The organism is Pseudomonas sp. SIMBA_067, from assembly GCF_046534675.1.
Classification (GTDB): domain Bacteria; phylum Pseudomonadota; class Gammaproteobacteria; order Pseudomonadales; family Pseudomonadaceae; genus Aquipseudomonas; species Aquipseudomonas putida.
Window position 1 is genome coordinate 924,482 of the sequence record NZ_JAWRYH010000001.1, and the last position, 13,681, is coordinate 938,162.

The 13,681-nt window shown below is 59.7% G+C and carries 9 protein-coding genes; 5 read left to right on the plus strand and 4 right to left on the minus strand.

Annotated features, from left to right (window positions below):
• Nucleotides 1-159 precede the first annotated feature (159 nt).
• From SB765_RS04275 to SB765_RS04295, 5 genes are all read left to right on the plus strand, one after another.
• Nucleotides 160-2,625, plus strand: coding sequence for an alpha/beta fold hydrolase (locus SB765_RS04275; protein ID WP_410930976.1), 2,466 nt, complete (start codon nt 160-162; stop codon nt 2,623-2,625).
• Between the two features lie 79 nt (nt 2,626-2,704).
• Nucleotides 2,705-4,312 carry an MFS transporter gene (locus SB765_RS04280; protein ID WP_410910234.1) on the plus strand — a complete coding sequence of 536 codons (1,608 nt, stop codon included), beginning with the start codon at nt 2,705-2,707 and terminating at the stop codon, nt 4,310-4,312.
• Nucleotides 4,313-4,375: 63 nt separating this feature from the next.
• On the plus strand, nt 4,376-6,016 hold the full coding sequence (locus tag SB765_RS04285) for an electron transfer flavoprotein-ubiquinone oxidoreductase (protein WP_410910417.1): 1,641 nt from the start codon (nt 4,376-4,378) through the stop codon (nt 6,014-6,016).
• A gap of 43 nt (nt 6,017-6,059) precedes the next feature.
• On the plus strand, nt 6,060-6,836 hold the full coding sequence (locus tag SB765_RS04290) for an enoyl-CoA hydratase (protein WP_341798484.1): 777 nt from the start codon (nt 6,060-6,062) through the stop codon (nt 6,834-6,836).
• 8 nt (nt 6,837-6,844) lie between these two features.
• Nucleotides 6,845-7,291 (plus strand): PaaI family thioesterase, encoded by a 447-nt coding sequence (locus SB765_RS04295; RefSeq protein WP_410910233.1) that lies wholly within the window; start codon nt 6,845-6,847, stop codon nt 7,289-7,291.
• 104 nt (nt 7,292-7,395) lie between these two features.
• Here SB765_RS04295 and SB765_RS04300 read toward each other — a convergent pair whose 3' ends face one another.
• Genes SB765_RS04300 through SB765_RS04315 form a run of 4 tightly spaced genes read right to left on the minus strand, consistent with a single transcriptional unit; the run spans nt 7,396 to nt 13,672 of the window.
• Nucleotides 7,396-8,751: an MFS transporter gene (locus SB765_RS04300; protein ID WP_410930977.1), complete on the minus strand. Its 1,356-nt coding sequence runs from the start codon at nt 8,749-8,751 to the stop codon at nt 7,396-7,398.
• Nucleotides 8,748-11,147 (minus strand): efflux RND transporter permease subunit, encoded by a 2,400-nt coding sequence (locus SB765_RS04305; protein ID WP_410930978.1) that lies wholly within the window; start codon nt 11,145-11,147, stop codon nt 8,748-8,750. The genes SB765_RS04300 and SB765_RS04305 overlap by 4 nt, the downstream gene beginning before the upstream one ends.
• An 11-nt stretch (nt 11,148-11,158) precedes the next feature.
• A complete protein-coding gene (locus SB765_RS04310; protein WP_410930979.1) occupies nt 11,159-12,241 on the minus strand; it encodes a WD40/YVTN/BNR-like repeat-containing protein in 1,083 nt (360 codons plus the stop codon).
• Between the two features lie 57 nt (nt 12,242-12,298).
• Nucleotides 12,299-13,672, minus strand: coding sequence for a DUF1329 domain-containing protein (locus SB765_RS04315; RefSeq protein WP_341798479.1), 1,374 nt, complete (start codon nt 13,670-13,672; stop codon nt 12,299-12,301).
• Nucleotides 13,673-13,681: the final 9 nt, after the last annotated feature.

Sequence of the window (13,681 nt, forward strand, 5' to 3'; positions counted from 1 at the left end):
GCTGACGCATCGCCGTGCCATGCCCTGCTCCCAGATTGAAATCCGCCTTGGTGCTGAGCTCAGTGCGAAGCTGCGACGCATCAAATATCTTCACATAGTAGAACATCGGTCTTATATTTGAACAACACTTTACCTGCCAACCTTGCCAACGTGAATGCCATGACTCCTCAAGAAAGCTCGTCACAAATCGCTCCAGGGGCTCTTCCCGGCTTGTCTCTGGCCTGCGACGTCGTCCGTCATTGGGCTCGCGTCACCCCCCATGCACCTGCTCTGAGTGACGCCAGCCTGGCGCTTGACTATGGTTTGCTGGCCCGCGCCATCGATGAAGTCAGTGAGCTGCTAAGCGCGAGGGGTGTCACTGTCGGCGATCGGGTCCTGATTGTTGCGGAGAACAATATCGGCGCTGTGGTCGCACTTTTTGCCTGCCAAGCGCTGGAAGCGTGGCCGGCGGTGGTCAACGCAAGATTGCCAGAGGCAGAGCTGGCCGGATTGCAAGCACTCGTTGAACCCCGCGTGTGCGTGTATGCCACTGCGGACAGCATGGCTTGCGCAGCACATGCCCAAAGCGCAGGCGCGGCGCGAGTCGAGGGTTTGTTGGCCGGGGCGCTCGCGGTAGGCGCCACCCATGCGCAAGTTCGCGCCGAACCGCAAATGCCGGATGCCCAGGTGGGTCTACTCATCTTCACCTCCGGCACCACCGGCCAGCCCAAGGCGGTCATGCACAGCCATGCGGGGCTATTGGCGCTAGGCTCCATTCTCAGCCGCTCGCGCCAGGTCAGCCCGACGGACTGTTACAACGGCGTCGCACCTCTCGCCCATATCATGGGCGTGGCGAACCTGATGTCGGTGATGGTCGCCGGTGCCAGCCTGCGCTTAATGGGGCGACTCGAACTGCCACAGCTGGCCAACGCCATTGCCCAAGGTGACATCTCGCACTTGTCATTCGTACCGACGGTTTACGTACGTTTGCTCGATTACATCGCCACGCAAAAGCTCGATGTGTCAGGGCATCGTCTGCGCTACATCAGCAGTGGCGGCGCACCACTCGATCACACGCTGCAGCAGCGTGTACAGGCATTGTTCGGGTTGCCGCTGGTCAACGGCTACGGCATGACGGAATGCGCACCGGGAGCGCGTACCCGGGCCGATCGCACAAGCGAGCCCGGCACTGTCGGCTTTGCTGAAGAAGGCGTGGAGCTTCGCTTTGTCGATAACCACGGCCTTGACGTGCCCGAGGGCGGCATCGGCGAACTTTGGATGCGTGCCCCCGCCACGATGCTCGGCTACTACCGCAACCCGGCCGCAACCGCCGCCACCTTGCGCCCAGGCGGCTGGGTCGCAACCGGCGATCTGGGCCGCCGGCTGCCGGATGGCGCCGTGGCGGTGGTAGGCCGGCAAAAGGAAATGATCATTCGCTCAGGTTTCAATGTCTATCCCGCCGAGGTCGAGGCCGCGCTCAACAGCCTGCCGGCTATCGTCGCCTCAGGTGTTGTTGGGCGAGCGCTTGCCGATGGTGATGAGGAAATCGTTGCCTTCATCGAGGTTCGCCCCGGCCACGAAATTGATGCACAACAGATCGATTGTGCGCTACGCGAGCTGATTGCTCCCTATAAGCGCCCTAACCGCATCGTCTTCTTGGCGCAACTGCCCCAAGGCAGCACGGGCAAGATCTGGAAAGCCAAACTCGCCAGCTTGGCTGCTGCCCTGGACAGTTCGCCGGAAGCTGCCGAGGAATTACCGGCGCCTCGATACATCGAGGCTCAGCCCTGGTTGTTGCGCGCCGTGAATACGCCCACGCTCTCTCATTATGTGCAATGCACGGATACCCGGCTGCACTACCGCAGCTGGAACGCAGGCGACTCCAGCAAGCCGGTACTCTTGTTCGCCCACGGCTATCGGGCAAACAGCCACTGGTGGGATTTCATCGCCCCCTTCTTCATTGATCGGTACCGCGTTTATGCAATGGACTTCTCGGGTATGGGCCAAAGCGGGCCACGCAGCAGCTACAGCGCACAAGCTTTCACCGACGACCTTATTGCCATTCTCGAGAACGGATTAGGTCCCGCCACCGTGGTTGGCCATAGCTATGGCGGACTGCGCACCTTGCGCGTCTGCGCCGATCGCCCAGACCTGGTTCAGCAGGCAGTGATAATCGACAGCCGGGTTCGCTTCCTCGATGAGCCCAAGTCAGCATTCCCTCTTCCCCCAGCGCGCAGCGGCAGCGCTCGGCATTACCCCGACTACCGCACGATCCGCGAACGCTATCGAGTGATCCCCGCACAGCCATTGCCCCTTGCCGATACCTTCGAGCATGTCGCATTCCACACCATCGCCTCTAGCCCGCAGGGCTGGCACTGGCGACTCGACCCTGCCCTGCCATTCACCCTCGCCGAGACCGATGGCGATGCTTTGCTGGAGAGCATCCATGTCCCGGTGGATTTCGTCTACGGCGAAGAGAGCATCGTCGTTGAACATTGGCGTGCAAGAAGGATCGCTGCCCGGCTGCGTCATTGTCGCGGTGCTATCGGTATTCCCAACAGCCATCATCATCTGATGTTGGATCAACCGCTTGCGCTTGTGTCGGTACTGCGTGCATTGCTGGCTTCACAGAAACAGCCAGGTTGACAGTATCGCGCAAACGCATTCAGAATCATAAACAGCGTTCACAATAACAAACCGGGCCATTAGGCCCCACGGACCCTGTATGCAGCCAGACGGCCAGAGCACTCCTGGAGCCTCACCGGCAGTCAACCTGCCACCGCTGAGCTACCCGCTGTTCCGCGCCGTATGGTGCGCAACCCTCACGGCCAACATCTGCTTGTGGATGCAGAATGTGGCCGCAGCCTGGCTGATGGTTCAGTTCGACCCGTCTCCGTTGATGGTGGCACTGGTGCAGACCGCGATTACCCTGCCTGCATTTCTCTTTGGCCTGCCGGCAGGGGTCTACGCCGACCTGCTCGACAAGCGACGTATCCTGATCTGGACCCACGCCTGGATGTTGGCGGCCACTTTGCTGCTCTACTTGCTGCTGACCAGCGGCCAGCTGACACCTTGGGGGCTTTTGCTGCTGGCGTTCAGCCTCGGTAGCGGGAGCGCCGTCAGCATCCCTGCCTGGCAGGCGACCACCTCCGACGCAGTGCCTCGTACGGTTCTTGGCGCGGCGATCAACCTGAATGCCATCGCCTACAATGCTGCGCGCGCTGTCGGCCCTGCCCTGGCCGGGATCATCATTGCCAATTCCAGCCTGGAATGGGTATTTGCCTTGAACATCGTGCTGCTGGTGAGCGTTCTGGGGATCTTCGTCTTTGCCTATCGACCGGGCACTACCCCGCCCGCGTCCAAAGAGCCCCTGCTCGCCGCCATGCGCACAGGGCTGCGCTATGTTCGGCATGCCCACCCGCTGCACGGTCACATCCTGCGCACGCTTTTCTTCGTCAGCTGTGCGAGCAGCCTGTGGGCACTGCTTCCCTTGGTTGCCGGCACAGACAACGTGGGCGGCTATGGCCTGCTGGTTGGCAGCCTCGGTGCCGGTGCCGTAGTGGGCGGTATCGTCCTGAACCAGCTAAGGCCGCGCATCAGCAACTTTCACCGCCTTTCGACGTTATCCACGTTGGTTTTTCTGCTTGCCATGCTGATCGCCGCCTGGGCCCCCTACTTGATATTGATCAGCGCTACCCTGGTACTCGCGGGTGCAGCCTGGATCAACTTCAATTCGACGACCAGCGCGGCTTTCCAGACAACCCTGCCTGGTTGGGTACGGGCCCGAGCGCTGGCCATCTTCATGCTCACCTTCCAAGGGTCCATGGCAATTGGCGGCATGCTCTGGGGCGCTGTAGCCAACCAACTGGGCGTGTCGTGGACCTTGACCCTGGCAGCCGGCTTGATCGTCCTCGGCATGGCCGTTACCCGCCATTACCCTTTGCGAATGGGGCGAGAGGCAGAGGTCACACTGTCCTCGCACTGGGCTGACCACCGGGTAGCTATCAGCCCAGACGTCAATGACGGGCCAGTGGTGGTGCAAGTCGACTACCACGTGGCCATCGAGCATCAGCAGGACTTCTGTCAGCTGATTTCCCGATTGGGCCACGTTCGCAAACGCGATGGGGCCACGCAGTGGCTGCTCTTTCGAGACCTGGCTGATCCGCAGCGATTCAGCGAACGCTTTGTCACAGCCTCCTGGGGCGAGCACTTGCTGCAACGCCGCAGGAGCACGCTCGCCGATCAAGAACAAGAAAAACAATTGACGCATTACCTGCAGCCAGGGACGACCCCTAGCGTGTCTCACTACCTGCTCGTCGTTCCCACGCCGTAACCGTGAAACCAGACGCCACCGAAGACGTGGCATAGGAGAAATCTGTTGTCCGATCGTGAGTATATGGAGTTCGACGTGGTGATCGTCGGCGCCGGGCCATCCGGCCTGTCCGCTGCCTGTCGGCTAAAGCAGGTTGCTGCCGAGGCAGGCCAGGAAATCAGCGTGTGCGTAGTTGAAAAAGGCTCTGAAGTGGGTGCGCATATTCTTTCTGGCGCAGTGTTCGAACCTCGAGCACTGAATGAATTGTTCCCCAACTGGCAAGCCCTCGGCGCGCCACTGAATACACCGGTGGCGCGAGACGACATCTACCTGTTGCAAGGCCCAGAGACAGCCACCCAGATCCCAGGGTTGTTTGTGCCTAAGACCATGCATAACCAGGGCAACTACATCATTTCACTTGCCAACCTGTGCCGCTGGCTCGGCCAACAGGCAGAGCGCCTGGGCGTTGAGATATACCCTGGCTTTGCCGCCCAGCAGGCGTTGATCGATGACGATGGTGTCGTACGCGGCATTGTCACCGGGGATCTTGGCGTTGACCGGGAGGGCCAGCCCAAAGATGGCCTGTACACCCCGGGGATGGAGTTGAGGGCCAAGTACACCTTGTTTGCCGAGGGCTGCCGAGGCCATATAGGCAAACAACTTATCCGTAAGTATCAGCTGGATAGTGAGGCTGATGCACAGCACTACGGTATCGGGATCAAGGAGATCTGGGATATCGACCCGTCCCTGCACCAGCCTGGGTTGGTGGTCCACACTGCTGGCTGGCCGCTCAATGACGACAACCCTGGCGGTTCGTTCCTCTATCACCTGGAGAATAACCAGGTGGTGGTGGGTTTGATCATCGACCTGTCCTATAGCAACACCTACCTGTCGCCATTCGACGAATTCCAACGGTACAAGCACCACCCCGTGGTCAAGCAATACCTGGAAGGCGGCAAACGCGTGTCCTACGGGGCTCGGGCTATCTGCAAAGGTGGCCTGAACTCGCTGCCCAGGATGATCTTCCCCGGCGGGGCGCTCATAGGATGCGACCTGGGGACCTTGAACTTTGCCAAGATCAAGGGTAGCCATACCGCCATGAAATCCGGGATGCTCGCCGCCGAAGCAGTAGCGGCCGCATTGGCCGCAGGCCGCGAAGGCGGCGATATGCTTGACGGGTACGTTGAGGGGTTCAAAGCCAGCTGGCTGTACGACGAGTTATTCCGCAGCCGTAATTTCGGCGCAGCCTTGCATAAGTTCGGCGCCTTGGTAGGCGGGGCGTTCAACTTCATCGATCAGAACATCTTCAGCGGCAAGCTGCCCTTCACCCTTCACGACACCAAGCCAGATCACGCCTGCCTGAAACCCGCCGCCGAATGCACCCGGATTGCCTACCCAAAACCCGACGGAAAGCTCAGCTTCGACAAGCTGTCGTCGGTGTTCCTGTCCAATACCAATCACGAGGAAGAGCAGCCTTGCCACCTGAGGCTTACCGACCCGGACATACCGTTGAACTGGAACCTGCCCCGTTTTGACGAACCGGCGCAGCGCTACTGCCCCGCCGGCGTTTATGAAGTCGTGACACAAGACGATGGCGGCAAGCGTTTCCAGATCAACGCGCAAAACTGTGTGCATTGCAAGACCTGCGACATCAAGGACCCTGCTCAGAACATCACCTGGGTCACCCCTGAAGGCGCTGGCGGCCCCAACTACCCCAACATGTAAGACAACCCAGGCGCCTTATGCGTGTCTGTACAGGAGCGGAATGATGCCTTACGAAACCCTGATTCTGGATAAGCAGGACAAGGTCGGCCTGATACGCCTGAACCGGCCTGAAGCGTACAACGCATTGAACGATCAGCTGATGAATGACCTGACCGCCGCGCTCGACGACCTCGAGGCCGACGACGCCATTGGCGCCATCGTACTGATCGGCAGCGAAAAAGCGTTTGCGGCAGGCGCAGACATCAAGATGATGCGCGAATGGAACATGATGGACGTGTTCAAACGCCAATTCATCACCGCCAACTGGGAGCGTGCTGCGCGCTGCCGCAAACCGGTAATTGCTGCGGTGAGTGGCCTGGCGCTAGGTGGCGGCTGTGAGCTTGCGATGATGTGCGATGTCATCATCGCTGCGGATAACGCCCGATTCGCGTTGCCGGAAATCACCCTGGCCACCATCCCAGGTGCAGGGGGAACACAACGCTTGACGCGCGCCATTGGCAAGTACAAGGCGATGGAGATGATCCTCAGCGGCCGTCCGATGCTCGCCGACGAAGCCGAGCGTAGCGGACTGGTCAGCCGGATTGTGCCACTGGCTGACCTTCAGTCCGAAGCGTTGGCATTGGCGGGAAAAATGGCTGGGTTCTCGCAGCCGGTGGTGGCACTGGCAAAAGAATGCGTCAATCGGGCCTTTGAGAGCAGCCTCAGCGAAGGTGTGCTGTACGAGCGCCGCATGGCCTACGTGACATTCGGTACAGAGGACCAAAGCGAAGGGCTGGCTGCATTCGTCGAAAAACGCCCAGCGCAGTTCAAGCACCGATAGGAGGCCCCATGACCAAGCACCGTTCGCTCCCCACCAAGGCAGTTCGGTATGCTGAATACCGCGTCGAGGTGCCCTTTCTGGACCATCTGGATATCCTTGTCGAACCAGAGCCAGAGCCACCTTGCCTGGTTGTCGAACTTGAGCAAAAGCACCTCAACGGCGCCGCTCAGGCACATGGCGGGCTGATGATGACCTTGCTAGACATGGCCATGGCGGCTGCAGCGCGTACCACTGATGGCCAAAAACGTTCATGCGTCACGGTGGAAATGAAAACCAACTTCCTGCGCCCTGGGGGCGGCAGCGGCGGTCGACTGTCAGCCCGTGGCAAGCTGCGCTACGCCAGCAAGACGTTAGCGTTTTGCGAGGGTGATCTGGTTGACGACGAGGAAAGGCTGGTAGCGACTGCCAGCGGTATCTTCAAATTCGTTAACCTGCCTGGCGATGATGCGCCGTGAGCATCATCGCGCATCGCTAAACAATACCCCTTCGATGGACCCCTTCAAGAGGCGTGCAGTATGACGCCTCTTTTTTTGATGCCGCTCGGCGACTTCCGTACACACTAGCGCACCATGTTTTCCTTCACCGCCAGACGCATCGCCGGCCTGCCCAGGTGCAAGGCCAGCGCGGCCAGAGGCAACGCCAAGGCAAAGATCAATGCCAGTGAGTACCCCACCTTGCTATCGTCTTTGAAGATGAAGTCAGTGAAAGCCGCGACCACCGACGGCCCAGCCCCAATCCCTAGCAAAATCATCACAAACAGATAGACAGATGACAAACGCCCACGCAACTCAGCGGGTGTGGCAATTTGCAATGCCGCTGCTGAGATTCCCATGATCGGGCTCACCAGTATCTGGATGATAAAAAACGCGGCCAGGAACACGTAAGGATCGTGCCACAGCACCCCGACGACTGCGATGGGCACGCTCACCAGCGATGTGAAACAGAACAAGCGCATATGTGCGTCCAAACGCCCGCGCGCGATCTGTCGGTCGATGAGCTGTCCGCATCCCACAGCACCCATTACCCCACCCAGAGTGCCTACCACCCCAAGCCACACACCAATCTGAGCAGGCTTCCAGGCAAACGCGCGATGCAAGTAGGAAGGCGCCCACAACGCCAGCCCGGCAACGGCCATTACACAGAGGGTGTAACCGATATGGTGACAGAAGAAAAACCGCGCGTGCCGGCGTACATGGGCGAACACCTCCCCGAACATGGCAGTTGCGAGCGCGGTGGAAGGCCGAACTGGCAACGTTGTGCGCCTGGCCGGCTCGCGGAAAGTGAATACCAGTAAACCCAGCAATACGCCCGGCAACCCAATGGTAATGAACACCATCTGCCAGGAACGAACCTCACCCACGATAGGCAGCAGTACCGACTCGTGCTCTGCCACCAAGCCGACGATCACGCCACCCATCAGGTAGGCCATGCCTGTTCCAAACAGCGAGCCCAGTGAATATACCGCCAGGGCAGTTGTCAGCCGGTGCGCGGGAAAACTGTCAGCCATGAGCGAATAGGCAGCAGGGCTTAACGCGGCCTCCCCCGCCCCCACGCCAATACGCGCCAGGAACAGTTGCCAGTAGTTATGCGCCAAGCCGCAGAAGGTGGTTGAAAGCGTCCATATCGTTACCCCACCAAAAATGACCCAGCGGCGGCTGAAGCGGTCGACCAACCAACCCAGCGGCAACCCGCAGACGGCATAAAACAGGCCGAAAGCGAATCCTTGCAACAGCGACAGTTCAAAGTCGGTGATGCCTAGGTCCCGTCGGATCGGGTCCACCAGCAACGAGATAACCAGCCGGTCCAGTAGTGACAACCAATAAAGCAGGAACAAGACCGCAGTCATGTACCACGCGGTCGTGTGCCGAGGGAATGGTTGCAGATTGGCTGCCAAAGCAGGCGTTTCCAATTTCATCGTGCAGTACTCCGCAGCAGGAAGCAGGACAAGGCAGGAATGAGTACCAGCGCACCCAGCATGTTCCAGAGGAACATGAAGGTCAGCAGGATGCCCATATCTGCCTGGAACTTGATGGGTGACCAGGCCCAGGTGATGACACCTGCAGCAAGGGTGATGCCTACCAGTGCTACTACCTTGCCGGTGAACAGCAAGGCACGCCTGTAGGCTTCTGCAAGTGGCACCCCGTTGCGCTGCTGTGCCAATTGCACACTGAGCAGATACAGTGCGTAGTCGACCCCGATACCGACGCCCAAGGCAATGACCGGCAGCGTCGCTACCTTTACCCCAATGCCCAGTGCCACCATCAGCGCCTCGCACAGGATCGACGTCACCACCAGTGGCACCAGCGCCACCACAACCGCTCTCCAACTGCGGAAGGTGATGAAGCACAGAGCGGCAACCGCCAGGTAAACAAACAGCAGCATGGTGCGGTTGGCGTCACGCACGACGATATTGGTCACCGCGTCAATGCCCGCGGAACCTGCAGCCGGCAAGAATTTCAGCTGATCGGAATCATGCTCACGGGCAAAGGCCTCCACCGCAGCCAGGACCCGAGCAAGGGTCTGCGCCTTGTGGTCAGCCAGGTAAGCGATAACGGGCACCAGCGAACAGTCCGAGTTGACCAGGTCCGGGTTGGCCTCCTGCGCACGCAGCACGGAGGTGTTGACCAAGGCCTGGTTATGGCTGATGGTGATCCACTTCGGTGATGCTTCGAAAAGCGCCGAAGACAGCCGGCTGACAGCGCCCGCCAGCGACACCGTGCTTTGCACGCCCGGCACCTGCTGCAGCGCCCACTCCAGGCGGTCAACCTCCATCTGTGTCTGCCATGCTTCGCAGCCGCCGGGCGGCGTCTTTACCATGACCGCAAACTGGTCACTGGAAAGCCCGTAGTGGCCCGTAATGAATGCCGAATCCTGGTTATAACGTGCATCGGGCCGAAGCTCCGGAGCCCCTGCGTCCAGGTCACCTATCTGCAGTTGCAAGCTGATGACAAAGCCCGCGGCCGCCAACGCCATGGCAATGCCGATAGCCATGAGCGCCCACTTGGGCTCGGTGAAGCGTACAAGGACGTCCCAGGCTCCCGGCGGGTTCTGACTCGACTCATGGCTGCGGTGCGCGGCGTTAGCCCCCACGCCCAGGTACGACAGGAGGATTGGCAGCAAGATAAGGTTGGTGAACACCAGCACTGCCACGCCAATGCTTGCTGTCAGCGCCAACGATTTGATGACAGGGATGTCAATGATCATGAGCACCCCAAAGCCAACCGCGTCAGCGACCAGAGCCGTCAAACCGGCCAGAAACAGGCGACGGAAAGTAAAGCGTGCGGCGACATACTTGTCCGTTCCTCTGGCGATGTCTTGCATGATGCCATTCATCTTTTGGGCGCCATGGGAAATGCCAATGGCAAACACCAGGAATGGCACCAGCACCGAATAAGGGTCAAGTGAATAGCCCAAAGCCCGCACCATGCCCAGCTGCCAGACAACCGCCACGAGTGAGCAGGCAACCACCAACAGGGTGCTGCGCACGCACCGGGTATAACAGTAAAGGATCACGATCGTGACCAGCGCTGCGACAGCGAAGTACATCATGACCTGGTACAAGCCCGCGATCAGGTCGCCCGCCAACTTGCCGAAGCCGACGATATGGATGCGAATCTTCCCGGGTTTGTCTGGCAGAGCGGAATCTTGCAACGCTCGCACCGCTTCGAGCTGGCCGTGTAGCGTGCCGTAGTTGATCGGCTTGCCGGTGTCAGCATAACGCTCCAGCAGCGGCGCAATGATCATTGCCGAGCGTTGGTCGTTGGCTATCAGGTTGGCCCGTAACCCAGCACGGCTGACATTGGTGCGTAGCTCATTGATGGCCCGAGCGGAGCCGTCATAGGTGTCCGGCATCACCGGGCCGCCACGAAAGCCCTCTTCGGTCACCTCGGTCCAGCGTACCACCGGCATCCAGATTGACTTGACGAAAGAGCGATTTACCCCAGGCATGAGGAACAGTGCATCATTGACCTGCTTCAGCGCCTCGAGGTACTCAGGGTCATAAATGTCACCCTGGGTGTTTTCGACCACAACGCGAAGGTTGTTACCCAGCCCGCGCAGGTCCGCCTTGTTTTCAAGGTAGTTACGGATATAGGGGTGGGACTGCGGAATGATCTCCTCGAAACCAGCATTCACTTGCAGTTTGCTGGTTTGGAAGGCAGACCACACCGTCAGGAAGGCGCACGCCAGCATGATGAACAAGCGGTGATTGAACAGCAGTTGCTCCAGGTAGCTGCCTGAATACGGATCGAACTGCGCAGCCTCACTGACTGCAGGCCGATCGCCGGCGCCGCTGTCTTGGAAAATGGTCATGCGGGTATTCCTCACTGACGTCCAAGTTCGAGATTCACTACCCCACCAGCACCCACAGCGATCACGGCAGCTTTGCCCGCTGGGGCTACGCCATACAACGGCATGGCTCTTGGGTTGACGATCGGCCGAAAGCGCTCCGCAGCGCTGTCCTCACTCATCAGTACTTCGCCGGCCTGAGTCACCAGCACCACCTGCATATCCTTCGTCGAGGTCGCGGCTGTAATCGTGTTGTCAGTTCCGGTATTTGCCTTGCGCCAGTGCTGGCCCTGGTCATGGCTGACATACACATTGCCGCGCAGGCCAAATAGCAGCAGGCGGCTACCCTGTTCGAGCATGCCGAACCAGGTGCCGCTGTAGGGTGTCGAGAGGGAGTCGAATCGCCCGGTCTGGAGATTTTTTTGCAACAGCAGCCCTTGTTCCCCCGCCAGGTAGACTTGCCCTGCTTCACCCAACCGGACCGCATTGAAGTGCAATCCGCCTGGGTTGTCGGTCTTGTCAGAGAGCACCTGCCAGCTTTGCCCACCATTTTCGGTTGCGAGCAGCAGGTTGTAGGCGCCGACTGCGTATCCGCTCAGGGCGTCTTTAAAGCGCACGTCCAGAAACGGCCGGCCTGGCCCTTCCACCTTGAAGCGCTCGGCGTCCAACAGTGCTAATGACGGACCGGCATCACTTTCATCAGCCTTCGCGGCAAGCGGCTTCCAGTACGCGATCAACAGGTCTGCCAGTGCCCGCCCATCCAACTGCTTGAGCCAAGTCTTGCCGCCATCGGCTGAGTGCAGGATGACGCCTCCATGCCCAACCGCCCAGCCCTGATCCGGTGTGGGGAAGTGCACGGCAACAAGGTCTACAGAGACCGGCACCTCGGCCTGATGCCATGTAGTGCCGTCGTCGGAATATAACGCGTGACCACGGCGGCCCACTGCCACCCAACGCCCCCCGGGCGTTTGGGCGATAGCGGTGAGCATGCTGTATTGGGCAAGCGTGCTGGGGCGGGCTGGAATGTCCAGCGGGTCGCGGAACTGGGCTGCCGCTGCGCAAGCGACACTCAACAACAGCCCGGCAACGAGCACCAGATTTCGTTGTATCAGTGACATCGGCCACTCCTTGTAGGTGGCCCCGAGCGCCACTGCGCCAGGGGCGATCGCCGATGATTAGCGGCCGCTGCGGGCCTGCAAGGCTTCTGGCGTGAAAGTCGAGCGCGGGTGGAGCTTATCCATCACCCGCCAGCCAAACTTCAGGTCGGCATAGTGCTGGGAAAAAGAGTAAGCCCCAGTGGCAAAGTCATACGCCCAATAGGTACGCGACATGGGCGCCTGCTTGTCATACAGCTGGCTCATCCCCTGCTGCATCGATTTGTAGAGCTTGCCCGACCCATCGTATTCGTCAGTTACCCCTGCGCCTGACCAGTCCTCGTCGAAGTAGTACACCCGCTTGCTGTACACATGCCGTACACCGGGTTTGAGGGTACCTTCCACCACCCACACCCGGTGCAGCTCCCAGCGCACATGGTCGGGGTTCACGTGCTTGGGCGTGAGGGACTTGTCAGAGCCGACATTGAAGCTGAGGTCATAGGTGTTGTAAGGGATGTACAGCTCACGCTTACCCACCAGCTTCCAGTCGAAACGGTCAAGACGCCCGGTGTACAGCTCGGCGTCGTCATAGGTGGTCACACCACCTTGTGACGCAATTGGCGTGTCGTAGGCGATGTCCGGGCTCAAGCGCACCCGGCGCGTGCTGGCCGAGTAGGTGTAGGCCCGCCGGGGCATGTCGACCATGTCTATCGTGTCGTAATACATGGTCGCATCACCGACGCTGCGGGCCGGCCCGGTAAAGTGGTAGGCGTTTTGAAAGATGAACGAATCGTTCTTCTTGACCGACTCAGCGGTTGCCTCCGGGTTATGAAACGCAAAGTTGCGCGATAGCTTGATTTCACCCGAATTGATCAATTTGCCGTTGCTGTCGACGTAGAAGTTGCGCATGTGATCTTCGACCGCGAGCCCGCTGTACCTGGCCATGTGGTTCCACATGACCTCCTGGCCGGTTTTGGGGATCGGGAAAGGAATGCCGCCAATGGCGCCTTCAAGGGCATCCCCGCCTTTGGTCAGAGTGGCCTGGGTCGCATTGTTGCGGGTCTTGTCGAGAATGAATTGTGGGTAACTGACGCTGCGGTGTGTGGGATAGACGTCCAGACGATAGCTGGGCTGACGCCGCAGCATTTCTTTGGTGCCTTCCGACAGTTTGTCCGCGTATTCGGCCATGTTTTTTGCCGTGATGACGTATATCGGCTTCTCTGCAGCGTACGGATTCACCCATTTGCCGCTGTCTTTTACAAAGCCTGGCGGATTGGTGGTGGTCGGCAGGCCGCCATCGTAGGCGGGTATTTTCCCGTCGGCACTGGCTTGGGCTTGAGATCCGAACAAGGTCAGGGTCTTGCCCAGTTGGGCCGCCTCATCAGCACTGACTGCTGCCAGGGCACTGCTGCTCAGGCCTGCCAGTGCGCAAGCTACAAACATTTTTCTAAACATGGATTTGCC